The sequence below is a fragment of the Azorhizobium caulinodans ORS 571 genome, from assembly GCF_000010525.1.
Taxonomy (GTDB): domain Bacteria; phylum Pseudomonadota; class Alphaproteobacteria; order Rhizobiales; family Xanthobacteraceae; genus Azorhizobium; species Azorhizobium caulinodans.
This window is the reverse complement of the sequence record NC_009937.1, coordinates 72,074-95,140: the sequence shown is the minus strand read 5'-3', so window position 1 is coordinate 95,140 and position 23,067 is coordinate 72,074. Positions and strand designations below refer to the sequence as shown.

General features: G+C 67.7%; 20 protein-coding genes. 15 read left to right on the top strand and 5 right to left on the bottom strand.

Annotated features, from left to right (window positions below; translation table 11 throughout):
* The first annotated feature begins 49 nt into the window (after positions 1–49).
* Positions 50–835 carry a DUF2076 domain-containing protein gene (locus AZC_RS00385; RefSeq protein ID WP_012168608.1) on the top strand — a complete coding sequence of 262 codons (786 nt, stop codon included), beginning with the start codon at positions 50–52 and terminating at the stop codon, positions 833–835.
* A gap of 141 nt (positions 836–976) precedes the next feature.
* Here AZC_RS00385 and AZC_RS00380 read toward each other — a convergent pair whose 3' ends face one another.
* Entirely contained in the window at positions 977–1,885 is a 909-nt protein-coding gene (locus tag AZC_RS00380; protein ID WP_043879858.1) for a GNAT family N-acetyltransferase, read from the bottom strand.
* A gap of 561 nt (positions 1,886–2,446) precedes the next feature.
* Between AZC_RS00380 and AZC_RS00375 the strand changes: the two genes are divergently transcribed.
* On the top strand, positions 2,447–3,055 hold the full coding sequence (locus tag AZC_RS00375) for a hypothetical protein (protein ID WP_012168606.1): 609 nt from the start codon (positions 2,447–2,449) through the stop codon (positions 3,053–3,055).
* A gap of 33 nt (positions 3,056–3,088) precedes the next feature.
* Here the strand turns inward: AZC_RS00375 and AZC_RS00370 are convergent, their stop codons facing one another.
* Positions 3,089–4,471 carry a PLP-dependent aminotransferase family protein gene (locus AZC_RS00370; RefSeq protein WP_043878700.1) on the bottom strand — a complete coding sequence of 461 codons (1,383 nt, stop codon included), beginning with the start codon at positions 4,469–4,471 and terminating at the stop codon, positions 3,089–3,091.
* Between the two features lie 347 nt (positions 4,472–4,818).
* Between AZC_RS00370 and AZC_RS00365 the strand changes: the two genes are divergently transcribed.
* The 11 genes from AZC_RS00365 to pnp all read left to right on the top strand — a co-directional run bounded on the left by AZC_RS00365 (position 4,819) and on the right by pnp (position 15,877).
* A complete protein-coding gene (locus AZC_RS00365) occupies positions 4,819–5,301 on the top strand; it encodes an MSMEG_0572/Sll0783 family nitrogen starvation response protein (RefSeq protein WP_012168604.1) in 483 nt (160 codons plus the stop codon).
* 189 nt (positions 5,302–5,490) lie between these two features.
* Positions 5,491–6,561 carry a Nit6803 family nitrilase gene (locus AZC_RS00360; protein ID WP_043878699.1) on the top strand — a complete coding sequence of 357 codons (1,071 nt, stop codon included), beginning with the start codon at positions 5,491–5,493 and terminating at the stop codon, positions 6,559–6,561.
* Positions 6,467–7,603 carry an MSMEG_0568 family radical SAM protein gene (locus AZC_RS00355; protein ID WP_081433852.1) on the top strand — a complete coding sequence of 379 codons (1,137 nt, stop codon included), beginning with the start codon at positions 6,467–6,469 and terminating at the stop codon, positions 7,601–7,603. Before AZC_RS00360 ends, AZC_RS00355 begins: the two co-directional genes overlap by 95 nt.
* Entirely contained in the window at positions 7,603–8,142 is a 540-nt protein-coding gene (locus AZC_RS00350; RefSeq protein ID WP_012168601.1) for an MSMEG_0567/Sll0786 family nitrogen starvation N-acetyltransferase, read from the top strand. Before AZC_RS00355 ends, AZC_RS00350 begins: the two co-directional genes overlap by 1 nt.
* The gene (locus tag AZC_RS00345) at positions 8,142–9,116 is read left to right on the top strand and encodes a sll0787 family AIR synthase-like protein (RefSeq protein WP_012168600.1); all 975 of its coding nucleotides are present in this window, start codon (positions 8,142–8,144) and stop codon (positions 9,114–9,116) included. Before AZC_RS00350 ends, AZC_RS00345 begins: the two co-directional genes overlap by 1 nt.
* Entirely contained in the window at positions 9,113–10,291 is a 1,179-nt protein-coding gene (locus tag AZC_RS00340) for an MSMEG_0565 family glycosyltransferase (RefSeq protein ID WP_012168599.1), read from the top strand. Before AZC_RS00345 ends, AZC_RS00340 begins: the two co-directional genes overlap by 4 nt.
* Positions 10,284–10,571, top strand: a complete 288-nt coding sequence (locus tag AZC_RS00335) for an MSMEG_0570 family nitrogen starvation response protein (RefSeq protein WP_043878697.1) — start codon at positions 10,284–10,286, stop codon at positions 10,569–10,571. Before AZC_RS00340 ends, AZC_RS00335 begins: the two co-directional genes overlap by 8 nt.
* Positions 10,572–10,608: 37 nt before the next feature.
* Positions 10,609–11,889: an MSMEG_0569 family flavin-dependent oxidoreductase gene (locus tag AZC_RS00330; protein ID WP_043878696.1), complete on the top strand. Its 1,281-nt coding sequence runs from the start codon at positions 10,609–10,611 to the stop codon at positions 11,887–11,889.
* A gap of 3 nt (positions 11,890–11,892) precedes the next feature.
* On the top strand, positions 11,893–12,774 hold the full coding sequence (locus AZC_RS00325; protein WP_012168596.1) for a Pnap_2097 family protein: 882 nt from the start codon (positions 11,893–11,895) through the stop codon (positions 12,772–12,774).
* Positions 12,775–13,004: 230 nt separating this feature from the next.
* A complete protein-coding gene (gene rpsO, locus AZC_RS00320; protein WP_012168595.1) occupies positions 13,005–13,274 on the top strand; it encodes a 30S ribosomal protein S15 in 270 nt (89 codons plus the stop codon).
* A gap of 428 nt (positions 13,275–13,702) precedes the next feature.
* Positions 13,703–15,877 (top strand): polyribonucleotide nucleotidyltransferase, encoded by a 2,175-nt coding sequence (gene pnp, locus AZC_RS00315; RefSeq protein ID WP_043878695.1) that lies wholly within the window; start codon positions 13,703–13,705, stop codon positions 15,875–15,877.
* Positions 15,878–16,011: 134 nt separating this feature from the next.
* Here pnp and AZC_RS00310 read toward each other — a convergent pair whose 3' ends face one another.
* The 3 genes from AZC_RS00310 to AZC_RS00300 all read right to left on the bottom strand — a co-directional run bounded on the left by AZC_RS00310 (position 16,012) and on the right by AZC_RS00300 (position 21,875).
* On the bottom strand, positions 16,012–18,036 hold the full coding sequence (locus AZC_RS00310; protein WP_012168593.1) for a methyl-accepting chemotaxis protein: 2,025 nt from the start codon (positions 18,034–18,036) through the stop codon (positions 16,012–16,014).
* Between the two features lie 198 nt (positions 18,037–18,234).
* Positions 18,235–20,268: a methyl-accepting chemotaxis protein gene (locus tag AZC_RS25900; RefSeq protein ID WP_043878694.1), complete on the bottom strand. Its 2,034-nt coding sequence runs from the start codon at positions 20,266–20,268 to the stop codon at positions 18,235–18,237.
* 272 nt (positions 20,269–20,540) lie between these two features.
* The gene (locus AZC_RS00300; RefSeq protein WP_012168591.1) at positions 20,541–21,875 is read right to left on the bottom strand and encodes an MFS transporter; all 1,335 of its coding nucleotides are present in this window, start codon (positions 21,873–21,875) and stop codon (positions 20,541–20,543) included.
* 241 nt (positions 21,876–22,116) lie between these two features.
* Between AZC_RS00300 and AZC_RS25310 the strand changes: the two genes are divergently transcribed.
* Both AZC_RS25310 and AZC_RS00290 read left to right on the top strand, forming a co-directional pair.
* Complete coding sequence (locus AZC_RS25310) at positions 22,117–22,311, top strand: twin transmembrane helix small protein (RefSeq protein ID WP_012168590.1); 195 nt, start codon at positions 22,117–22,119, stop codon at positions 22,309–22,311.
* 18 nt (positions 22,312–22,329) lie between these two features.
* Positions 22,330–22,914, top strand: coding sequence for a cob(I)yrinic acid a,c-diamide adenosyltransferase (locus AZC_RS00290; RefSeq protein WP_012168589.1), 585 nt, complete (start codon positions 22,330–22,332; stop codon positions 22,912–22,914).
* Positions 22,915–23,067 lie beyond the last annotated feature (153 nt).

Here is a 23,067-nt window from a genome sequence, read left to right as displayed (position 1 = left end):
TAGCCCGCACGCCCATCAGGCAGAAGCGGACAACCGACCGGAGATCACCATGACCCCCGAGGAACGTGCCCTCATTGACGGTCTCTTCGACCGTATGCGTGCGGTTGAAGGCCAGCCGCGCGATGCGGAAGCCGAGGCCCTGATCGCACGCCGGAGCAGCGAGGCGCCGCACGCGACCTATACGCTCGCCCAGACCGTCCTCGTTCAGGAGCACGCGCTCCAGCAGGCCGCCGCGCGCATCCAGGAGCTGGAAGCGCAGGCGCAGAAGGCCCAGCAGGCCCCGGCCCAGCCCACCAGTTTCCTCGGCGGCCTCCTCGGCAGCCGCGGCACGTCCGTGCCCACTGCCGGCGCACGCAGCGACGGGCCCATGGGTCTGCCGCAGGGCTACAATGCCCAGCAGGCGCAGCCTCCCGGCTATGCGCCCCAGCCCGCCCCGCAGGGCTATGGCCAGGCGTCCGGTCCGTGGGGCCAGCAGCCCCAGCGTCCCGGCCTCTTCGGCGGTGGCGGTGGTGGTGGCGGCTTCCTGCAGGGCGCGCTTGCGACCGCGGCGGGCGTCGCCGGTGGCGCGCTGCTCTTCCAGGGCATTCAGGGCCTGATGTCCCACGGCACCGGCCCCATCGCGAACCAGGCCGCTTCGCTTCTGGAGCAGCCGGCGGCTGCGGCGGGTGATCTCGCCAGCCAGGCGCAGGAAGCCCTCGGCGGCGCGCCCGACACCAATGTGGCCGACAGCGGATCGCCCGATCCGTGGAACACCGCGAGTGCCGACCCCGGCTATACGGACGCCGGTTACGATGACGGTGGCGACTTCGGCGGCGACGATTCCAACTGGGCCTGAGGCTCAGGCCGCGCCCATCGGGAGCCCGTCTGGCGGGCTCCCATTCCTGTCCCGGAAGGGACGATCAGACGCATGGACTGCCCTCCCCTCGCGGGGAGGGCTTTTTTGTGCCCGTGTTCAGGAAGCCGGAGCCCGCACCGCTCAGATGGCGTGACGGTTGGCTGAAGGGCCGAAGTGCTCCACATAGCGGGGCGAGATCACCGAGACCGGCAGCACCACCAGAACGTCCGTTGTGCCGAACTGGTGGTCCACCACCGCGCCCTCGCCGATGAAGCCGCCAAGGCGCAGATAGCCCTTCACCAGTGGGGGCAGCGAGAGGAGCGCCGCCTTGGGATTGATGTCCGCCTTCGCCATGCGGTTCATCTCCACATAGCGGCTCGGCAGCGCGCTGGCGCGCCATTCCTCGGGCGCCAGCGCATTGTGGTGGAGGAAGGAGAGAGGCAGGGCCAGCTTGTCGGGATCGGTGCCCTCAAGGCTGGCACAGCCCAGCATGGCGTCGATCTTGTTGCGCAGCACATAGGTCCAGATGCCGTGCCAGAGCAGCTCGACCGTGCGCTTGTTGCGGTAGGGCTTGAGCACGCAGGAGCGGCCCAGTTCCAGGAACTTCAGCGTCGGATGGGCGGAGACGATGCGGCCGACATCAAACTCGCCCTGCGAATAGAAGCCGCCGTGACGGTTGGCGACCTCCTGCCGCAGCAGGCGATAGGTGCCGACCACCTTCGGCTTCTTGCGGCCGAGCACCATCTTGCCGGCGTCGTGATCGAGCACGAGGATATGCTCGCAGACCGCGTCGAAGGCATCGAAATCGCGGCGGGCGAGGCGCGACGGCGTGTCGGGCACCGCCGACATTTCCTCATAGAATACCTTGTAGCGCAGGCGCTGGGCACGGCGCACATCCGCCGCCGTGCGCGCGAGCCGCACTTCCAGCGCACCGAGCCGGCCGAGCACGATGGGCTCGCCGAAGGGCACCGCCTCGCGATGGCGGATGCCGCTGATGGCGCGGAAATCGGTCACCAGCTTCTGCGAGGCCGCAGGCAGGGTTCCGGGCATGAAGATGGGCCTGGCATCGGACACGGCGTCCCGCGCAAAGGGCAGGTCGCGGGCGAAGGGCAGCTTGGCGAAGCCCTCCTTGGCGACGCCCATGCTCTTGCCGAGCAGGGCCGGGAGGCTGAACGGCGCCTCGTCCGGAATGTCGCGCTTCATGGCACAGCCCCCACTTGCGGCGGCTCGGACAAAGCGCCCTCCCGCCTGTCGCCAGTCCCCGGGACCGATCGGCGCACTGCCTCAAGGGCAGCCGGCGCCGACGCTGGCGCGCCGGAATGCTTCGTGAACGACACCTTCACCATAGTTTTCGGAAGGCAATGTGACAATGGACCCGCACGTTGACGTTGCGGCGAAGCACGATTGCGACGCGCGGCGGCACCATGTTAGAGCCGATGCGGCGGGGGCGCTGCCTCCCGCCGTGTTCGAGCGGCGCTTCGGCTTCTGGATCAAGGACTTGCCGTCCCCGATTCCGGCCGAAGCGGCACGGAAGGCAGGGGCGACGCCGTCCCGCTTGCCGCTCGGCACCCATCGCCGGGCCTCGGCGCCCGGCTCGCTACGGGGGTTTCAATGTCCGATCGTCTGTCTCGCCGCACCGCGCTTCTTCTCGGCGCGGGCGCCCTTGCGAGCGTCGCCGCGCCGGCCACGGCGCAGGTGATTGCGCCGACCGCCAACACCGTCTTCGTCCTGCCGGGCGTCGGCCAGGTAACCACCCTCACCTACCGGGCCAAGGTGGTGAGCGCCAATCCGGCCACCCGCCGTGTCGTGCTGGAAACGCCGAACGGCAAGCGCTGGGCCGTGAAGGCGCCGCTGATCGTCGGCGACCTGTCGCTGCTGCGCAATGGCGAGACCATCATCGTCCGCCTCGTGCCCGGCCTCGTGACCGCCCTCGGCAAGGCCCGCCAGGGCGTGCCCGGCGAGGTGATCAACGATGTCGGCCTCAATGACGGCCTGCCGGGCTGGCCGGAAGGCTTCGGCGTGCGCCGCGTCACCATCACCACCATCCTCGTCAACATCGACAAGGTGGGCGGCACCATCAGCTTCGAGGGGCCGGACGGCTATGTCCGCACCATCAAGGCGGCCGACCAGAAGGTGCTGGCCGACCTCGCGCAGGTGAACATCGGTGACCTGTGCCAGATCACTTACGTGGAGGCGATGGCCTTCAACGCTCTGCCGTGAGCCGTCAGGCGCGGGGCCCCGCCCCGCGCCACCTCAAAGAACCGTCGAGGCCGCAGCCGGCGAATGCGCCAGGGCGTGGGCCATATATTCCAGCGCGTGCCGCACCTTGTCTCGCCCCACGGGGCCGCCGAGGCACACTCGCGCCGCCTCCGGCGGATTGCCGTCCGTGCAGAAGGCATCGCTCGCCACGATGCCGATGCCGGTCGCCTGCATGTGGCCGACGAAGGCCGAGCGCGTCCACGGTTCGGGCAGTTCCACCCAGAGATTGAAGCTGAGCGGATCCGCCCGGAAGGTGCCCTTCGGCAGGATGTCCGCCGCCAGCGCCTGACGCGCCGCCGTCTCGGCGCGGATGAAGCGCAGGATGGTGTCGGCCGTGCCGTCCTCGATCCAGCGGGTGGCGAGCGCAACGGTGAGCGGGGAGGCCATCACGTTCGCCGCCCGCAGCGCCGCCGCAAACGGCCAGCCCGCCTTCGCCTCGGGCGCGATCACATAGGCGGCCCTGAGGCCGGCGCCGATGCATTTCGCAAGGCCCGCCACGTGCCAGGTGAGATCGGGCGCCATGGCGGCCAGCGGCGGCAGGCCGTGGGCGGGAATGAAGCCATAGGCGTCATCCTCCACGATCCTGAGCCCCATGCGCCGGGCCACCGCCACGATGGCGGCGCGGCGCGCTTCCGGAATGGTCAGCGTGGTCGGGTTCTGGAGCGTGGGATTGAGATAGAGCGCCTTGGGCTTGTGGCGCTTCACGGCATCCGCCAGCGCATCGGGATCGATGCCGTCCGCGTCCATGGGCAGGCCGACGAGCGTGAGGCCGAGCTGGGCGGCAATGGAGCGGGCGCCGGGATAGGTGAGCGCCTCGCACAGGATCACATCGCCGGGCTTGGCCAGCAGCGAGAAGATGCCGACCAGCGCCGCATGGGCGCCAGGGGTGACGAACACCCGTTCCTGCGCCGGCACGAGCGCGCGGCGCCCGAGCCAGGCGGAGGCGGCATCCTTGTCCGCCGGCGCACCGCCGAAGCTCTGGTAGCGCAGCAGCGCCACGAGATCGCGGCTCACCTCCGCCAAGCCGTCCTGCATCCGCGCCACGAGCTCGGGATCATCCGGCTCGGGGGGCAGGTTCATGGTGAGGTCGACGAGATCGGGGCGCGCCGTCCGGGGGCGCGGCTCCGCACGCGGGAGGCCCCGCACAAAGGTGCCTTGCCCCACCCGGCTTTCCACGAGCCCGCGCTTCTGCGCTTCCACATAGCCGCGCGCGACGGTGGTGAAATCAATCTCCAGCCGATGGGCGAGCTTGCGCTGCGGCGGCAGGCGATCGCCCACGGAAAGCCGCCCCGCCCGGATGTCCTCGGCGATGAGGTCGGCGATGGCGAGATAGCGGGGCTTGTCGCTGCGGGCGAGGTCGGGTGTCCAGTCGAGCATGATCACAAATGGGCCGAAACGCGTTCGAAGCATTCCTCCGAACCTGGATTGACTGTATAGTGTTGCACGGCGGCTCTGTCACGGGTCCGGCTGCTGCGTCACGGCGTATCGGGGCCAACTCGCCCCCGTCATTTGACCATCAATTACGCAACATTCTGGCGCAGAATCGCGCAACCGCTTTTCAAATGGGCATCGACAATCGCTCGGTTTCCATCTCGGATTTGAATGTATTTTTGAATGCATTCATTCAGCATCAATGCCTGCATTGAATGCCGGCGCATCTGGCACATTGATTGCAAATCTCTCCGTGTCCGCCCCCAGCACGCGGTCCCAGCAAGGAGAGCCCGATGCCCGCCGTCACCGCCCCCGCCCACCAGAAGGGTGATTTCTTCGTCGATTACGAGGACAAGAAGTTCGAGGACGTGAAAGCCCTTCCCGGAGAGAAGGCGCTCGTCACCTTCCACACGGTGGCCTTCGAGGGCTCCATCGGCTTCGTGAACCTGCTCCAGGCCACCCGCCTCAAGCGCAAGGGCTTCGAGACCTCCATCCTGCTCTACGGCCCGGGCGTCACGCTCGGCGTGCAGCGCGGCTTCCCCAAGCTCGGCGACGAGGCCTTTCCCGGCCACATGAACTTCAACAACCAGCTCACGAAGTTCATGGAAGAGGGCGGCAAGGTCTATGCCTGCCGCTTCGCCCTGCAGGCGCTCTACGGCCACGGTGAGCCCTCGCTCATTCCCGGCATCACCCCCATCAGCCCGCTCGACGTGCTCGACCTCGTGCTGCTGCACCGGCGCGACAACGCCTTCATCCTCGACACCTGGACGCTCTGAGGCACCTTCAACGCCCTCCCCCCTTGCGGGGGAGGGTTGGGAGGGGGGTAACGCGGGCGCCGCCCGAGCACCGCCGGAGGGCCCCTCTCCACCCATCCGCTCGGCAGAGTGGATGGGGCTTCACCCCCCTCCCCAGCCCTCCCCCACAAGGGGGGAGGGAGCTTTGCGACCCGTTGAGTGGAGAAGAGTATGTCCACACCCGAAAAACGCATCGTCCGCGCCGCCGCCGTGCAGATCGCGCCCGATCTCGACGACGGCAAGGGCACGCTGGAGCGGGTGCTGAACGCGATCGCCGAGGCAGCCGGCAAGGGCGCGGATTTCATCGTCTTTCCCGAGACCTTCCTGCCCTGGTATCCCTATTTCTCCTTCATCGCCCCGCCGGTACTTACGGGCGGCGAGCACATGCGACTTTATGAGCACGCGGTCAGCGTGCCCGGCCCGGTGACGGACGCCATCTCCGCCGCCGCACGCCGCCACGCCATGGTCATCGTGCTCGGCATCAACGAGCGCGACCACGGCTCGCTCTATAACGCCCAGCTCATCTTCGATGCCGACGGCACGCTGAAGCTCAAGCGCCGCAAGATCACGCCCACCTTCCACGAGCGCATGATCTGGGGCCAGGGCGACGGCGCAGGGCTTCAGGTAGTGGAGACGAAGGTCGGCCGCGTCGGCGCGCTGGCCTGCTGGGAGCATTACAATCCCCTCGCCCGCTATGCGCTCATGGCGCAGCACGAGGAAATCCACGCCGCCCAATTCCCCGGCTCCATGGTCGGCCCCATCTTCGCCGACCAGATGGAAGTCACCATCCGCCACCACGCGCTGGAGAGCGGCTGCTTCGTGGTGAACGCCACCGGCTGGCTCACCGAGGATCAGATCGCCCGTATCTCGCCGGACGAGAAGCTGCGCCGGGCGCTCACGGGCGGCTGCATGACCGCGATCGTGAACCCCGAGGGCAGCCATCTGGTGCCGCCGCTCACCTCTGGCGAGGGGATGCTGGTGGCCGATCTCGACATGAGCCTCATCACCAAGCGCAAGCGCATGATGGACAGCGTCGGCCACTACGCACGGCCGGAACTGCTCAGCCTCCACATCGATAATCGTCCGGCCGTACCCATGCAGTCGGTCGCCGCCGTTTCCGCCCCGCCCGCCTTCGGGAGTCCCCGCGATGAAGCAGACGCATCCGACCGCCGCGCCCATCACCCCGCTGCCGACAGCGGAGCTGATGACCGAGTTGCAGTCCTTCGGGGTCCGGCTCGCTGATCCGGACGGCGCGGGCGCGCAGAGCCGCCGGGGCGGCGCCGGCCCCTCCGACCACAAGGCCATGACGCTGGACGGGATGACCATCATGGTCCCCGTCCACACCGCCCCGGCCGCCCAGAGCCCCTATGAGATCGCGCGGGGCTCGAACGGCGCCACGCGCATCCTGCGCGACGGCCTGCCGCTGGCGGAAGTCTCCTTTCCGCTGCGCCCGCGCTTCTATGACCGCGTGACCGCCGACGGCGTGCCCTACTGGAAGATCGCCACGCTCCACGGCCGCGACGTGCTCGCGACCACCGTATTGCAGGAGTGCGTGCGCTACCAGAGCCGCGCCAAGACCTGCCAGTTCTGTGCCATCGGCCAGTCGCTGGAGGCCGGCCGCACCATCGCCCGCAAGACACCGGAGCAGCTCGCCGAGGTGGCGAAGGCGGCCGTCGAGCTTGATGCCGTCACCCATATGGTGATGACCACCGGCACACCGCCCGGCAAGGATCGCGGCTGCTCCGTCCTCATGGAGAGCACTGCCGCCGTGAAGGCCGCCGTGGACCTCGCCATTCAGGTGCAGTGCGAGCCGCCGGACGACGACATCTGGTTCAAACGCATGCACGAGGCCGGCGCGGATTCCCTCGGGATGCATCTGGAGGCAGTGACGCCGGAGGTGCGCGCCCGCATCATGCCCGGCAAGGCGCAGGTGCCCATCGCACGCTATCTCTCCGCCTTCGAGGCCGCTGTGCCGGTGTTCGGCAAGGGGCAGGTCTCCACCTATATCCTCGCCGGGCTCGGCGACACGCGCGAAGCCATCCTTGCCATGTGCGAGGAACTGCTGAAGCGCGGCGTCTATCCCTTCGTGGTGCCCTTCGTGCCCATCTCCGGCACGCCGCTCGAAGGCCATCCCGGCCCGCAGCCCGCCTTCATGAAATCCGTGCTCCAGCCGCTGGCGGCAATGGTGCGTGCGGCGGGCCTTCGGGCCACCGACATCAAGGCCGGCTGCGGCAAGTGCGGCGCCTGCTCGGCCCTCTCCACGTATGAGCGGGGGATCGCCTGATGTTCGATCCCTTCAAGCCCTTCACCGCTTCCGAATTCCAGGTGAAGTTCGCCACGGAGCACTGGGAGCGGGACGGCGCCGCCAACCTGCGCCGCCGCGTCTTCTGCGCCGAACAGGGCCTGTTCGCGGGCGATGACCGCGACGGCATCGATACCCATGCCATCCCCATCGTCGCCCTGTCACTGTGGGGCGTGGCGGCGGATGCGGTGGTGGGCACGGTGCGCATCCATGAGGCCGAGCCCGGCACATGGTGGGGCTCGCGCCTCGCGGTGGCGGAGGAGTATCGCCACGTGGGGACGCTCGGCTCCTCGCTGATCCGCCTCGCGGTCTCATCGGCCCATGCGCGCGGCTGCCGGCGCTTCCTCGCCCATGTGCAGAGCCAGAATGCCCTCCTCTTCCGCCGCCTGCGCTGGCGCACGCTGGAAGAGATCGAGCTGGTGGGACGGCCCCATCATCTGATGGAGGCGGACCTCGCTTACTACCCGCCCTTCGCGGCGGCCGAGACGGGCTTCCTCGCCTTTCCACGGCGGGCCGCCTGATGGAGCGCGCCCTCGATAGCCTCGCGCAAACGCTGCGCGCCAGCTCCGGCCTTGCCGCCAAGGCGGACATTGCGAGTGTCGCCGCCCGCCTCGGCCTTAATGGGGCGAGCGCCGTGCCGGTGGGCGATGACTGCGCCGCCATTCCCGATGGCGAGGGCTATCTGCTGCTGGCCATCGAGGGTTTCATGAACGCCTTCGTGGCCGGCGATCCCTGGTTCGCCGGCTGGTGCGGGGTGATGGTGAACGCCTCCGACATCGCCGCCATGGGCGGGCGCCCGCTCGCGGTGGTGGATGCGGTGTGGGCAGACGGCGAAGAGGGCGCGCAGCCGGTGCTGGAAGGCATGGCCGCCGCCTCCGCAGCCTTCGGCATTCCGGTGGTGGGCGGGCACACCAACATCCGCAATGATCGGGGCCAGCTCTCCGTCGCCATTCTCGGGCGGGCGAAGCGTTTGCTCACCAGCTTCGATGCCCGGCCCGGACAGACGCTCATTGCCGCCATCGACCTGCGCGGCCGCTATCGCGCGCCCTTCTCCAACTGGGAAGCGGCCACGGACGCCCCGCCCGCGCGGCTCAAAGGCGATATGGCGCTGCTGCCCGAGATCGCGGAAGCGGGTCTCTCCCGCGCCGCCAAGGATATCAGCCAGGGCGGGGCCATCGGCACCGCCGCCATGCTGGCGGAAAGCTCCGGCACCGGCGTGCGCATCGACCCGTTCGCGATCCCACGGCCCGAGGGCGTGGACCTCGCCCGCTGGCTCACCACCTTCCCGAGCTTCGGCTATCTGCTGGCCGCCGATCCGGCGGACGTGCCGGCACTCATCGCCCGCTTCACCACGCGCGGCATCGCCGCCGCTGCCATCGGCGAGATGACGGCCGAACGGCAGGTGGTGATCGCCCACGGGACTGAGCGCGAAATCATCTGGGACTTCGCCCGCAGGCCGCTCATCGGCTGCGCCCCGCCGGAGGCCGCCGCATGAGCCTTTCCATCGCCCTTCTCGCCCATTCCACCAATCCGCGCGGCGGCGTCGTCCATGCGCTGGAGCTGGGCGAGGCGCTCGATCGGCTCGGCCATCGCGCCACCGTCCATGCCCCCGACGCGAAGGGGGACGGCTTCTTCCGCCCCGCGGCCTGCGCCACGCACTGCGTGCCCGCCGCCTTCATCAGCGGGGGCACGACGGCGCTGGTGGAAACCCGCATCTCCGACTATGTGCGCCATTTCGAGGATGCGGCGCACCGGCGCTTCGATGTCTTCCATGCGCAGGACGGCATCTCCGGCAATGCGCTGGCGACCCTGAAGGCGCGCGGGCTTATTTCCGGCTTTGCCCGCACCGTCCATCACATGGACGCCTTCGCCGATCCGCGCCTCGCCGCGCTCCAGCACCGCTCCATCGTGGAAGCGGACACGCTGTTCGTGGTGAGCCGGGCCTGGCAGGACCGCATTGCCGAGACCTTCGACCGCGAGGCGACCCTGGTGGGCAATGGCGTCGACACCGCCCGCTTCTCGCCCGCGCCGGACGGCCGCGAAGGCGCGCTGCGCACCCGCCTCGGGCTCGGGGCGGGGCCGGTCATCCTTGCGGTGGGTGGCATCGAGCAGCGCAAGAACACGCTGGCGCTGCTGGACGCCTTCATCCAGCTCCGGGCGCTGCATCCGCAGGCCCAACTGGTCATTGCCGGCGGCGCCTCCCTGCTCGATCACGACAGCTATCGGCAGGCCTTCCGCCATGCCCTGCGGGCGAGTTCTTTGCCGCCCGGCGCGGTGATCATCGCCGGGCCGCTGCCGCAGGCGGACATGCCGGCGCTCTATCGCATCGCGGATGTGCTGGCCTTTCCCTCGCTGAAGGAAGGTTTCGGCCTCGTGGTGCTGGAGGCCATGGCGAGCGGCATTCCCGTGGTCGCGCCCGCCATCGCGCCCTTCACAGAATATCTCGGGGCCGACGATGTCGCGTGGTGCGATCCGCTCGTCGCCCATTCCATCGCGGACGCCCTGCTTTCGGCCCTCGCGCCGGCCCTGCGCCCCCGGCTCGTGGCGGCGGGCAAGCGGGTGGTTGCCGCGCACGGCTGGGACGCGACCGCCGCCGCCCATTTGCCCGCTTATGCCGCGCTGGCGGCCGGCGCGCCGCCGCACCGGATCAAGGACATGGCCTATGCCTGAGATGCGCTTTCACATCCGCTGGCCCGATGGGCGAGCGGAGGCCTGCTATTCGCCCTCGCTCGTCATCAAGGAGCACCTTGATGTGGGGGCCTCCTATCCGCTGGCGGATTTCCTCGCCCGCAGCCGCACGGCGCTGACCATCGCCAGCGACCGGGTGGAGGCCAAATACGGCTTCCCCTGCTCTCGCGCCCTCGGCCAGCTCGCCCGCATCGAGGCGGCCGCCCGCGCCTTTTCCGACACGCCGAACCCCTGCGTCCATGTGGACGCCTTCGAGGAATGACCGCACCCGCGCGGACTTGAGATCAGGAGACGAGACCATGCCCGAGGCAGCCAATGAGAGCGTTCCCCATCACGCGGTGGTGGTGGTGGGTGGCGGACAGGCGGGCCTGTCCATCAGTTATTATCTGAAGGCCCGCGGCCTCGATCATGTGGTGTTCGAGAAGGATGTGGCCATGGGCGCATGGTCCAAGCAGCGCTGGGACAATTTCTGCCTCGTCACGCCCAACTGGCAGTGCCAACTCCCCGGCCATCCCTATGAGGGTCCCGAGCCGGACGGCTTCATGAAGAAGGACGAGATCATCGCCTATCTCGATGCCTTCAAGCGCAAGGTGGATGCCCCCTTGCGCGAAGGCGTGGCGGTGAAGCGGGTGAAGGCCCGCGCCGGCGGCGGCTTCGAGGTGACGACCAGCGCCGGCACCGTGACCGCCGATCAGGTGGTCGCGACTTCGGGCGGCTATCACACGCCCATCATCCCGCGCCTGGCCGAGCGTCTGCCGGCCTCCATCCACCAGCTCCATTCCGAGCAGTATCGCAATGCGCAGAGCCTGCCCCAAGGCGCGGTTCTGGTGGTGGGGTCCGGCCAGTCCGGCGCGCAGATCGCGGAAGACCTGCATCTCGCCGGCCGCACCGTGCATCTTGCGGTTGGCGATGCGCCCCGCTGCGCCCGCTTCTATCGCGGCAAGGATGTCGTCACCTGGCTGGCGGAGATGGGCTATTATGACATGCCAGTGGAGCGCCACCCGCTGCGCGAAGGGGTACGCGACAACACCAACCATTATGTCACCGGCCGCGACGGCGGGCGCGACATTGACCTGCGGAAATTCGCCACCGAAGGCATGAAGCTCTACGGCCTGTTGGACGGGCTCGACGGCACCACCCTCACCTTCGCCCCGACGCTGAAGAGCGCGCTTGCGGAAGCCGACCGGGTCTATAACGGCATCAACGCCGCCATCGACAAGCACATTGCCGAGAAAGGCATCGCTGCCCCGCCGCCCTCCGTTTACGAGCCGGTGTGGGAGCCGGAGGCGGACCCGGTGGCGCTGGATCTGGCGGCCGAGGGCATCACCTCCATCATCTGGTGCATCGGCTTCCAGCCGGATTTCCGCTGGCTCGACGCGCCGGTGTTCAATGGCGCCGGCCATCCGCAGCATTATCGGGGCGTGACGCAGGTGCCCGGCGTCTATTTCCTCGGGCTGCCCTGGCTGCACACCTGGGGCTCCGGGCGCTTCTCCGGTATCGACCGGGACGCCCGCTATGTGGCGGACCGCATCGAGGAACTGGCGAAGGGCGAAACGATGCCCCTCAAGGCCGCCGGTTGAGCCATGTCGGTCATCCCCTTCCCCCGCCGCAGCACCGCGCCGGATGTCCGCTCCGGCGCCATCCCCGGCCTTGATCCCGAGGTGATGGTGGGGATGCCGCATCTCGGCTTTGGCGGCCTGTCGGAGACGTGGCTGCTCAAGGAATGCGGCCACCGCCACTGGCTGGCGCTGGCGCAGGCGGCGGGGCAGCGGGTACCGGACTTTCGCGACGCGACCGGCGCGCCGGTCTATGCCGCCTTCTGCGGCGTGAGCCTCGCCAACGCCCGGCTCGACCGGGTGGCGGAGAATGACACACTCATCTTCGCCTCCACCCTCGCCCGCATCTCGGCGACGCAGTTCGTGAGCCGGCACAGTGTTCGTGCCCCTGATGGTGTCGTGGCCGAACTGGAACTCGTGTCCGTCTTCGTGAAGCGACAGGTGGAGGGTCGCAACCGCTCCGTCGCCCGCGTGCGGCCGGAAGGCCTGCCTCCGCTTGACCCCGGAGAGGTCAGCCGCACCTCGGCGCTCGCCGCCGCCCTGCGCGGGGGCGAGTGGGACACGCACATGGGCTTTGCCCGCACGCAGGCGCATGAGTGCGCCCGCGTGATGCTGACCCCCTGCCCGTCGCAGGACTTCAACGGCGCGCACTTTCTCTATTTTGCCGCCTTCCAGGCCTTTGCCGACCGGGCGGAATGGGAGTTGTTGGCCCCACCCGCCGGCACGCTGACGCTGGCCCGCGATCTCGTCTATCATGGTAATATCGAGCCGGGAGAACGGCTCGCCGCCTGCCTCCTTGGGGTGCGGGAGACGCCGGGCGAACTGGCCCACTGGCTGCGGCTGGCGCGCGAGGACGGCACACCGCTCGCGGACATCTTCACCCGCCGCGCCCTGCCTCCGATCCGCTAGGCCCGCGCTCGGATCCTTGACCGGCAAGGCTTTGCCGCGCCTCCCGGCAGAGCACTGGCAGGATGCGCGGTTTTCTGTATAGTGCGCGCCGCAGGCGAAAGCCGGCATCATTTCCGCTCGTGCATGACCGCGCTGGACGACATCCCGGCCCGGCCATCCCTGCGGCTTCAGGCGAACGGACGGCCCTCGGGCACCCCTCGCCATCTACTGACCCAGAAAAGGACGTTCCGATGTCGATTACGCCCGAGCGCAAGCAGGCGCTTATCTCCGAGTATGGTGCGAAGGCCGGCGACACGGGTTCGCCGGAAGTGCAGGTTGCGATCCTCTCCGAGCGCATCTCCAACCTGACCGAGCACTTCAAGTCCCATAACAAGGACAACCACTCTCGCCGCGGGCTCCTGAAGCTCGTGTCGCAGCGTCGTAGCCTCCTCGACTATCTGAAGAAGAAGGACGAGGGCCGCTACAAGACGCTGATCGGCCGCCTCGGCCTGCGTCGCTGAGGTCCGACGTCCGGACGCGCCGTGGGCTTCCCGCCCCGGCGCAGGGTCCGGATGGAGTGGATGGGCTTGCCGCGGTGGTCCGGCTCCCGGTCGCCGCGGTTCCGCCCGCCGGATAGGCCCCACAGGACCGTCCGGTTTCGGCAGGACCCACGGAGCAGGCGGGAATCGGATGCAGGACATCCGGTTTGCCAAGGCTCCGGCGCGTTGAACCTGCCAGAGACGAAACCGCCGGACGGCGCTTTCGTCGGGAGCCACAGACGCAGCGGGCATGGGGCTCGCCGCGCATCGCGAAGACTTAAGGAAAGTCATGGCAGGATCGCCGGACGCATGCCGTGCTCCCCTCCGCCCCCTGCGGCGGTGGGGCGGCGCGTGCGTCCCGCCGTCTTGCTCATGGCTCTCCTTCTTCGTCTGAGAAGAAAGAGACTTTCATGTTCGACATCCATCGCGAAGAGCTGGATTGGGGTGGCCGCACGCTGGTGCTGGAGACGGGCAAGATGGCCCGTCAGGCCGACGGCGCCGTCTTCGCCTCCTATGGCGACACCACCGTCCTCGCCACCGTCGTCTCGGCCCGTGAGCCCAAGCCCGGCCAGGACTTCTTCCCCCTGACGGTGAACTATCAGGAAAAGACCTACGCGGCCGGCCGCATTCCCGGCGGCTATTTCAAGCGCGAGGGCCGTCCCTCCGAGAAGGAGACGCTGGTCTCCCGCCTCATCGACCGCCCCATCCGCCCGCTGTTCGCGGACGGCTACAAGAACGACACCCAGGTGGTGGTCACCGTTCTCGCCCATGACCTCGAGAACGATCCGGACGTGCTGTCCATGGTCGCCGCCTCCGCGGCCCTGACGCTCTCCGGCGTGCCCTTCATGGGCCCCATCGGCGGCGCCCGCGTCGGCTTCGTCGGCGACGAATACGTGCTGAACCCCACCATCGAAGAGCTGAAGGACAGCGCCCTCGACCTCGTGGTCGCAGGCACCTCCGACGCCGTGCTCATGGTGGAATCCGAAGCCAAGGAGCTCTCCGAAGAGGTAATGCTCGGCGCCGTGATGTTCGGCCACCGCCACTTCCAGCCGGTGATCGAGGCCATCATCCGCCTCGCCGAGAAGGCTGCCAAGGAGCCGCGCCCCTTCGAGCCGGTGGATCACTCCGCCCTCGAGGCCAAGATCCGCGAGATCGCCGAGGCCGACCTGCGCGCCGCCTACAAGATCAAGCAGAAGCAGGCCCGCTACGAGGCGGTCGGCGCTGCCAAGTCCAAGGTGAAGAAGTATTTCGAGCAGCTGGCCATCGACGGTCAGGAAGCCCCGAAGGCCCAGGACGTGGCCGAGGTGCTGAAGGGTCTCGAAGCCAAGATCGTGCGCTGGGCCATCCTCGATGACGGCATCCGCATCGACGGCCGCGACGTGAAGACCGTCCGCCCGATCGTGTCGGAAGTCGGCATCCTGCCCCGCGCCCACGGTTCGGCCCTGTTCACCCGCGGCGAGACGCAGGCCCTCGTGGTCGCCACCCTCGGCACCGGCGAGGACGAGCAGTTCATCGACAGCCTGGAAGGCACCTACAAGGAGCACTTCCTGCTGCACTACAACTTCCCGCCCTTCTCCGTGGGCGAGACCGGCCGCATGGGTTCGCCCGGCCGTCGTGAGATCGGCCACGGCAAGCTCGCCTGGCGCGCCATCCACCCGATGCTGCCGGCCAAGCACGAGTTCCCCTACACCCTGCGCGTGGTGTCGGAGATCCTCGAGTCCAACGGCTCGTCCTCCATGGCCACCGTCTGCGGCACCTCGCTGTCGCTGATGGACGCCGGCGTGCCGCTGAAGAGCCCCGTCGCGGGCATCGCCATGGGCCTGATCCTGGAAGGCGAGAAGTTCGCGGTCCTGTCGGACATCCTGGGCGACGAGGATCACCTCGGCGACATGGACTTCAAGGTGGCCGGCACGGAATCGGGCGTCACCGCCCTCCAGATGGACATCAAGATCGCCGGCATCACCGAGGAGATCATGAAGGTCGCCCTCGCCCAGGCGAAGGATGGCCGCGCGCACATCCTCGGCGAGATGTCCAAGGCCCTGACCTCGGCCCGTGCGGAACTCGGCGAGCACGCCCCGCGCATCGAGGTGATGAAGATCGCCGTGGACAAGATCCGCGAAGTGATCGGCTCCGGCGGCAAGGTGATCCGCGAGATCGTCGAGAAGACCGGCGCCAAGATCAACATCGAGGACGACGGCACCATCAAGATCGCTTCCGCCTCCGGCGACAGCATCAAGGCCGCCATCAACTGGATCAAGTCCATCGCCTCGGAGCCCGAGGTCGGCGCGATCTATGACGGCACGGTCGTGAAGGTGGTGGACTTCGGCGCCTTCGTGAACTTCTTCGGTTCCAAGGACGGCCTGGTCCACATTTCGCAGCTCTCCAAGGAGCGCGTGGCCAAGAGCTCCGACGTGGTCAAGGAAGGCGACAAGGTCAAGGTCAAGCTGGTCGGCTTCGACGAGCGCGGCAAGACCCGCCTGTCCATGAAGGCGGTCGACCAGACCACCGGCGAGGATCTCGAAGCCAAGGCCAAGTCCGAGAAGGACGCCGCCAAGGAAGGCGACGAGGCCGGCGCTGCCGAGTGACGTTGACGGCTCCGGGCCTGCCCGGAGCCTCTTCGGCCGCTGAATGAGGCGGATGAATCAGAAAGGGCGGTCCCTTCCGGGGCCGCCCTTTTTCGTCTCCTGAGATCCTCGGGTCGCTCGGGGCCAGCGCTCCCTCAAGCGGCGCGCACCGTGCTCAGGAAATGCTGCACCTCGGCGCGGAGCGCATCCGCCTGCCGGGTGAGGCCGGTGGCGGAGGACAGCACCTGCTGGGCCGCCTGGGAGGAGGCCTGCGCCGCCCGCTCCACGCCGGCGATGTTCGAGGTCACCTGCGTGGTGCCGCTCGCCGCCTGCTGGATGTTGCGGGAGACCTCGGCCGTGGTGGCGTTCTGCTCCTCCATGGCGGCGGCGATGGCGGTGGTGCCCTCGCTGATCTCCGCAATGGTCTGGGCGATGCCGGTGATGGCGCTGAGCACGTCGCCCGTGGAGTCCTGAATGCCGTGGATGCGGCTGGAGATGTCGGCGGTGGCCTTGGCCGTCTGACCGGCCAGTTCCTTCACCTCCTGCGCCACTACGGCAAAGCCCCGGCCCGCCTCGCCGGCGCGGGCGGATTCGATGGTGGCATTCAACGCCAGGAGGTTGGTCTGGCCGGCGATGGTGTCGATCATGCCGACGATATTGCCGATCTGGTCGGCGGAGCCGCGCAGTTCGGTCATGCGGCCGTTGGTCTGGTCGACCTCGCTCACCGCGCGGCCCGCGACTTCGGTGGAGCGGGAGAGGCGATGGCCGATCTCGTTCGCCGCGGCCGAGAGTTCCTCGATGGCCGCCGCCACCATCTGCACGTTCGCGGTGGCCTCATTGGCCGCCGCCGCAACGGCGCTCGCCTGATTGGTGGTCTGTTCGGCGGTGGTCGTGAGCGTCTGGGCGGCGCCCTGAAGCTCAGAGGCGGCCGAAGCCACGGTCTCCACCACAGCGCCCACCGCCGCCTCGAACCGGTCGGCGAGGGCGTGCATCTCTTCCTTGCGCCGCTCGGCGGCGGCGCGCTCTTCCAGCGCCCGCTGCTCGCGCAGTTGTTCGGCCTCAGCGAGGCCGTCGCGAAACACCGCGAGCGCCCGCGCCTGGTCGCCCACCTCGTCGCCGCGGGTCTCATAGGGGATCTGCGCCTGGAGATTGCCGCCGGAGACCTCCTCCATGGCGGCGCTCACATGCTGGATGGGGCGGGCGATGCCGAAGACGGAATAGAGCGCCGCGCCGATGGCAGCGAGGATGGCGATGATGGAGAAGATGAGGATCTGCCCCATGCCGCTGTCCAGCGCGGCGGTTGCCGCCGCGTCCGCCTCCTGCGACTGCTTCATGCCGTCGTCCGTGGCCTCCTGAAGCATCTTGAGCGTCGCGGCCATGGCGGGCACGGCCTTTTCCGCCACGATCTTCTGGCGGGCCTGGGCCTGGGCGATCCCGTCGCGGATCGACTTGATATAATCGTCGAAGGCCTTCCGGGCGGCGGCAAGATCGCTCGCCACCATGGAGATGCCGCCCAGCCGCTCCTGAATGGCGTCCAGTGCCTTGTGGCCGCTGTCCTCGTTCACGGAGATGATGTTGAGCTGCTTGGTGTCCTCCTCCACGAGGAAGCTCCAGGACGCCATGTTGACCTGCTCCAGCATGGCCTCCAGCGGCTCCACCTCGCGGGCCGCATCGGCATCGCCCACATTGGTCAGCTGGGTCGTGAGATTGGCGAAGGCAACGCGGGCGGCCATGCGGATGCCGGGACGGGCATCCACCGCGTCGAGCTGGTCGGCCTCGGTCTGGTAGACGGCGGCGGCGGCAGTGCCCATGTCGTCGAAGAGCGCCTTCAGCTTGCGGAACGAGGCGCGGTCATCTTCATGCGGCTCAACCGCAATCGCCTTGTCCAGGCGCTCCTTGGCGGACGCCACGTCCTTCTTGATCTGCTTGAGGTAGTTCTCATTGTCGAGATTGGCGAAGGACAGGCGCATCTCAGCGGTGTTCACACGGATGCGGCTCAGCAGCAGATGGATTTCCTGCAACAGGTCGAACACCGCCTGCTGCTGCCGTACTTCGGCATTGGCTTCGCGGATCTCTGTAATGGCGACCTGGCGGCTGACGATGACGCCGCCCGAAAGAAGAACAAGAACGACAGAGGCAATCCCGAGCTTCAGCCCGATACCAACCTTGAATTTGGCCATGGCAACGCTTCCACCCAGCTGAGAATTCGAAACACTGGGGATCGTGTAGCTTGCTCGGGCCTTGCAGGTGTTTTTCCGGCAAAAGTGATGTTGAGATTCAACGCTTATTCGATTTGTCTCGGCGGTAATGCAGAAAGGGGTCCACTATGTGGACCCCTTTATTTTGTATTGCTTACATATTGATTGGGAGATGGAAGGTCAGGCGGCGCGCACGCTCCGCAGGAAATTCTGCACCTCCGCGCGCAGCGCATCGGCCTGATGGGACAGGTCGGTGGCCGAGGAGAGCACCTGCAAGGCGGCGTTGGAGGACGCCTGTGCTGCCCGCTCCACGCCCGCGATGTTGGAGGTGACCTCATTGGCGCCGGCCGCCGCCTGCTGGATGTTGCGCGACACCTCGGCCGTGGTGGCGTTCTGCTCTTCCATGGCGGCGGCAATGGCAGTGGTGCCCTCGCTGATCTCCGCAATGGTATGGGCAATGCCGGTGATGGCCCCCAGCACGTCGCCGGTGGAGTCCTGGATGCCGGATATGCGCTCGGAAATGTCGGCCGTGGCCTTGGCGGTCTGGCCCGCCAGACCCTTCACCTCCTGCGCGACCACCGCAAAGCCCCGACCCGCCTCGCCGGCGCGGGCGGATTCGATGGTGGCGTTCAGCGCCAGAAGGTTGGTCTGGCCCGCGATATTGTCGATGAGGCTGATGATGTTGCCGATCTGGTCCGCGGACGTCCGCAGTTCGGTCATCTGGCCGTTGGTGTGATCGACCTCGCTCACGGCGCGGTCGGCCACCTCCGACGAGCGGGACAGGCGGCTGCCGATCTCGCGCGCCGAAGCGGAGAGTTCCTCGATGGCGGCGGCGACGGTCTGCACATTCACCGTGGCCTGGTTGGCGGCGGCGGCGACGGCGGTCGCCTGCGCCGTCGTCTGCTCGGCGGTGGAGGTCAGGGTCTGGGCGGCCGTCTGGAGGTTGGTGGCGGCGGTCGCCACCATGTCCACCACCGCACCCACCGCACTCTCGAAGCGGTCGGCGAGATCGTGCATCTCCGTCTTGCGCTGGAGCGCGGCGAGGCGCTCCTCTTCGGCCCGTTCCTCCCGCAGGCGCTCGGCCTCGATGAGGCCGTCGCGGAACACGGCGAGCGCCCGCGCCTGGTCGCCCACCTCGTCGTTGCGCGTGCCGTAGGGGATTTCCGCCGCAAGGTTGCCGCCGGAAATCTCGTTCATGACGGCGCTGACGCGGCGGATCGGCAAGGCGATGCCGAAGCCGGAATAGGCCCAGGCCACGATGGCGGCGACGATGGAGATGCAGGAGAAGACGAGGATCTGGAACATGCCGTCCGTCCGCGCGCTTTCGGCGGCGGCATCGGCCTGCTTGGAGCCGCTGGCGGCATTGCTGCTGGCCTGCTGGATCATCTGCGCCACCTCGCGCGAGGCCGGCGTCAGGCGTTCCTCAAGGATCTTGCGCTTCAGCATCACCTGATCGACGCCGTCCTGCACGTATTTGAGGTACTCCTCAAAGAAGGTGCGCACGGTCTTCACCGGCCCTTCCGTGTTGGGATCGGTACCGGCGGTCTGGAGGACCGAATCGAGCGTCGCGCGGCCCGCCTTCGCGTTCATCTCGATGACCGGGAGCTGCTTTGTGTCCTCGGTCGCGATGAAGCGCCAAGAAGCGAGGTTGATCTGCTGCAGCTTGCGGTCCAGCAGCGACAGGTCGGAAATGGCGTTCTCACCGAGGCGGGAGTTGAGGTCGAGAAGCGAGGCCTTGGCGTCGTCCAGCGCGCCATCCCAGCGCACGGTGATGCCGGTGCGGCGGTCGAAGGATTCCAGCTCGAGCTTCTGGGCCTTGGCGATTTCGGTCACGGCCTTGCCGATGTCGCCGAAGCGGGTGCGGATGGCCTTGTAGGCATCGCGGGTGGCGGCGGCCTGGGTCAGGTCGGACGCCTCGTCCATCAGGTCCATGCCCTTCGTCACGTCGGAGCTGACGCGGCCGAGAAGGCCATCCACCTCATTGGAGGAGAAGGACAGGCGGATGTCCTTCGCATTGGCCTGGATGCGGGTGATCGTGGCACCGGCGGCCTCGATCTTCTGAAGGATGGAATCCTGGACGTCGGAAGCTTCGGTCGCCGCCTGGATGCGGCTGGAAGCAATCTGTCGGCTAATAATGACGCTGCCGGAGAGAAGTACCAATATACCGGATACAATACCGAGCTTGTAACCGATGCCCAGTCGAAAGCGCGACATTGGCACACCCACCTTTAACCCAAGAAATTCGCTTTGCGAGCAAAGTAATCATAGCTTGCGCGAAGCTTGCAAGATTCGGCAGTCGGCCAGAAAGTAGGCATATTGAGACGAATTTCAGCAGACGCAGCCGCATTTGTGCAAATTGTTGTCACGTATTTTTTGACGCATTTTTCCTATTTCACAACGCAAGATAGAAGCGCCGGCGCGGCGACGGGGCATGAAAAAGCCCGCCCGCGGGAACGCGGGCGGGCCGGATGGCGGATCGGCGCGTGTCAGGCGCGGGCGCCGACGCGCTCGGTCTTGGCAGCCGCATGGAGCGGCGGGCGCACCATCAGCCCGACCACGACGCCCAGCGCCGCGATGAGCAGCAGATAGTGCGCGTGGGCCAGCGGATCGAGCTGCATGGCCAGCGAAATGAACAGCGGCGTGAGGCCGCCGAAAATGGCGTAGGCCACGTTGTAGGAGAAGGACACGCCGGTGAAGGCGACCGCCGGCGGGAAGGCCCGCACCATGATGAAGGGCACGGCACCGATCACGCCCACGGTGAAGCCCGCCGCCGCATAGAGCGGCACCACGAGATCCAGACGCGCCGGAACCAGCGTGTAGAGGGCATAGGTGGCGATGCCGAGCAGCACCGAACCCACCGCCAGCACACGCCCGCCGCCCAGCCGGTCGCTCAGCGCGCCGGAAAGCACGCAGCCGATGGACAGGAAGAAGGTCGCGGCGACGTTCGCCTCCAGCGCCAGCGGCGCGGAAATGCCATAGGGCGGCTTCTGGAGCAGGGTCGGCGTCATGAGGATCACCACCACGATGGCGGCGGTGAGGAACCAGGTCACCAGCATGGAGATGATGACCGCCGGCGTGTGGCGATGCAGGACCACCTTGAGCGGCAGTTCGGCGGCCAGCTCCTTGCGGGCCTTCATCTCCTTGAACACCGGGGTCTCCTGCAGCCAGCGGCGCAGATAGACCGAGGCGAAGCCAAAGACGCCGCCCAGCAGGAAGGGAATGCGCCACGCATAGGAGAGGATATCCGCCGGGGTGAAGATCGTGTTGATGGCGGTCGCCACCAGCGAGCCGAGCAGGATGCCACTCGTCAGGCCGCAGGTGAGGATGCCGCAGGCAAGGCCCACATGGCGGCCCGGCACGTGCTCGGAGACGAACACCCAGGCGCCCGGCACCTCGCCGCCGATGGCCGCGCCCTGGAGCACGCGCATGGACAGCAGCAGGATGGGCGCGGCGTAGCCGATGACCTGATAGCTCGGCAGGAAGGAGATGCCGAGGGTCGACAGGGCCATCAGGAAGATGGAGAGCGTGAACATGCGCTTGCGGCCGGCCTTGTCGCCGAAGTGCGCCATGACGATGCCGCCGAGCGGGCGGGCGAGGTAGCCGGCCGCGAAGATGCCGAAGGCCTGCAACTGCACGAGCCACTGGGGCATCTCGGGCGGGAAGAAGAGCTTGCCCAGCACCACGACGAAATAGACGAAGATGATGAAGTCGTAGAACTCGAGCGCGCCGCCGAGCGCGGACAGGACGAGGGTTCGGATGTCCTGGCCGGACAGGGGACGCTTGGCCTGATGATCAGGACCGGTGGACGGGGAGGAGGTCATTGGGGCGGCTTTGACACTGGCGCGCGGAGCGCGGGTTGAATTGGGTGTTGTCCGTGCCCGGTTGCACCGCAACATTCAAGCGGGAAATGACATTTCGGCGACATTTAGCGCATATCCGATCTGCGGCACGCGCAATGTTCGTAAAGGCACGCTGACCGATTGCCGGGATGCATCGTCGCTGGAGGCCGCCTATGCTCCCAGGCAACGGAGGGATCGCCGCAGCATCCCCGGGAGGATCGCCATGATGAACTGGACCATCTATCTGCTGATCCCGCTCGCCCTGGCGGCCGTAGCGGGTGTGCTGATCCTCGGGCTCGTCAATCTCGCCGCCGGAGGATCGCCGCAGCGCTCGCAGAAATTGATGCAGCTGCGCGTGCTCTTTCAGTTCGGTGCGGTGGTGCTGGTGATGATCACCATCTATGCCATGCGCCACTGACTTCGGTTCGGGGACAAGATGGTCAAGCTGAACAAGATCTACACGCGGACCGGAGACGATGGCTCGACCGGACTCGGCACGGGCGAGCGCGTGCGGAAGGATGATCTGCGTGTCGCCGCCTACGGCACGGTGGATGAGACCAATGCCACGATCGGTCTCGTGCGGCTGCACCTCGCAGCCTATCCGCAGGTCGACGCCATTCTGGCCCGCGTCCAGAACGACCTGTTCGATCTCGGCGCGGACCTCTGCGTCCCCGAGCGGCCCGGCGCGCCGCCCCCGCCCTACGAGCCGCTGCGAATCACCGCGCCGCAGGTCCGGCGGCTGGAGGAGGACATCGACCGACTGAATGCGGAACTCGATCCCCTGAAATCTTTCATCCTCCCTGGCGGCACCCCGGCCGCCGCCCACCTGCACCTCGCGCGCACCGTCGCGCGGCGGGCGGAGCGGGACATGGTGACGCTCGCGGAAAGCGACGGCGAGCAGGTGGGCATGGAGGCACTCAGATACATCAATCGTTTATCCGACCTGCTTTTTGTCGCCGGGCGCTACGTCAATGGCCACGGAGCCAACGACGTGCTCTGGGTTCCCGGCGCTCATAGGTGAAGATCAAGGCGGCTCAGGGCTCCGGACACGGTGCCGGAACGGGTGCATCCGTTAGCCTGCGATGTATCTAAAGCCGCCGCCGAGGCTTTACAGCGCCCGAAGAACCCGCTTTGGTGCGACGCACGCATGTGCGCGAAATAGCGTGCGATTTAA

What these genes read in the sequence shown, in the direction of transcription:
- AZC_RS00385 (WP_012168608.1), top strand. Translation starts at nt 50, where the DNA reads ATGACCCCCGAGGAACGTGCCCTCATTGACGGTCTCTTCGACCGTATG.
- AZC_RS00380 (WP_043879858.1), bottom strand. Translation starts at nt 1,885, where the DNA reads ATGCCCGGAACCCTGCCTGCGGCCTCGCAGAAGCTGGTGACCGATTTC.
- AZC_RS00375 (WP_012168606.1), top strand. Translation starts at nt 2,447, where the DNA reads ATGTCCGATCGTCTGTCTCGCCGCACCGCGCTTCTTCTCGGCGCGGGC.
- AZC_RS00370 (WP_043878700.1), bottom strand. Translation starts at nt 4,471, where the DNA reads ATGCTCGACTGGACACCCGACCTCGCCCGCAGCGACAAGCCCCGCTAT.
- AZC_RS00365 (WP_012168604.1), top strand. Translation starts at nt 4,819, where the DNA reads ATGCCCGCCGTCACCGCCCCCGCCCACCAGAAGGGTGATTTCTTCGTC.
- AZC_RS00360 (WP_043878699.1), top strand. Translation starts at nt 5,491, where the DNA reads ATGTCCACACCCGAAAAACGCATCGTCCGCGCCGCCGCCGTGCAGATC.
- AZC_RS00355 (WP_081433852.1), top strand. Translation starts at nt 6,467, where the DNA reads ATGAAGCAGACGCATCCGACCGCCGCGCCCATCACCCCGCTGCCGACA.
- AZC_RS00350 (WP_012168601.1), top strand. Translation starts at nt 7,603, where the DNA reads ATGTTCGATCCCTTCAAGCCCTTCACCGCTTCCGAATTCCAGGTGAAG.
- AZC_RS00345 (WP_012168600.1), top strand. Translation starts at nt 8,142, where the DNA reads ATGGAGCGCGCCCTCGATAGCCTCGCGCAAACGCTGCGCGCCAGCTCC.
- AZC_RS00340 (WP_012168599.1), top strand. Translation starts at nt 9,113, where the DNA reads ATGAGCCTTTCCATCGCCCTTCTCGCCCATTCCACCAATCCGCGCGGC.
- AZC_RS00335 (WP_043878697.1), top strand. Translation starts at nt 10,284, where the DNA reads ATGCCTGAGATGCGCTTTCACATCCGCTGGCCCGATGGGCGAGCGGAG.
- AZC_RS00330 (WP_043878696.1), top strand. Translation starts at nt 10,609, where the DNA reads ATGCCCGAGGCAGCCAATGAGAGCGTTCCCCATCACGCGGTGGTGGTG.
- AZC_RS00325 (WP_012168596.1), top strand. Translation starts at nt 11,893, where the DNA reads ATGTCGGTCATCCCCTTCCCCCGCCGCAGCACCGCGCCGGATGTCCGC.
- rpsO (WP_012168595.1), top strand. Translation starts at nt 13,005, where the DNA reads ATGTCGATTACGCCCGAGCGCAAGCAGGCGCTTATCTCCGAGTATGGT.
- pnp (WP_043878695.1), top strand. Translation starts at nt 13,703, where the DNA reads ATGTTCGACATCCATCGCGAAGAGCTGGATTGGGGTGGCCGCACGCTG.
- AZC_RS00310 (WP_012168593.1), bottom strand. Translation starts at nt 18,036, where the DNA reads ATGGCCAAATTCAAGGTTGGTATCGGGCTGAAGCTCGGGATTGCCTCT.
- AZC_RS25900 (WP_043878694.1), bottom strand. Translation starts at nt 20,268, where the DNA reads ATGTCGCGCTTTCGACTGGGCATCGGTTACAAGCTCGGTATTGTATCC.
- AZC_RS00300 (WP_012168591.1), bottom strand. Translation starts at nt 21,875, where the DNA reads ATGACCTCCTCCCCGTCCACCGGTCCTGATCATCAGGCCAAGCGTCCC.
- AZC_RS25310 (WP_012168590.1), top strand. Translation starts at nt 22,117, where the DNA reads ATGATGAACTGGACCATCTATCTGCTGATCCCGCTCGCCCTGGCGGCC.
- AZC_RS00290 (WP_012168589.1), top strand. Translation starts at nt 22,330, where the DNA reads ATGGTCAAGCTGAACAAGATCTACACGCGGACCGGAGACGATGGCTCG.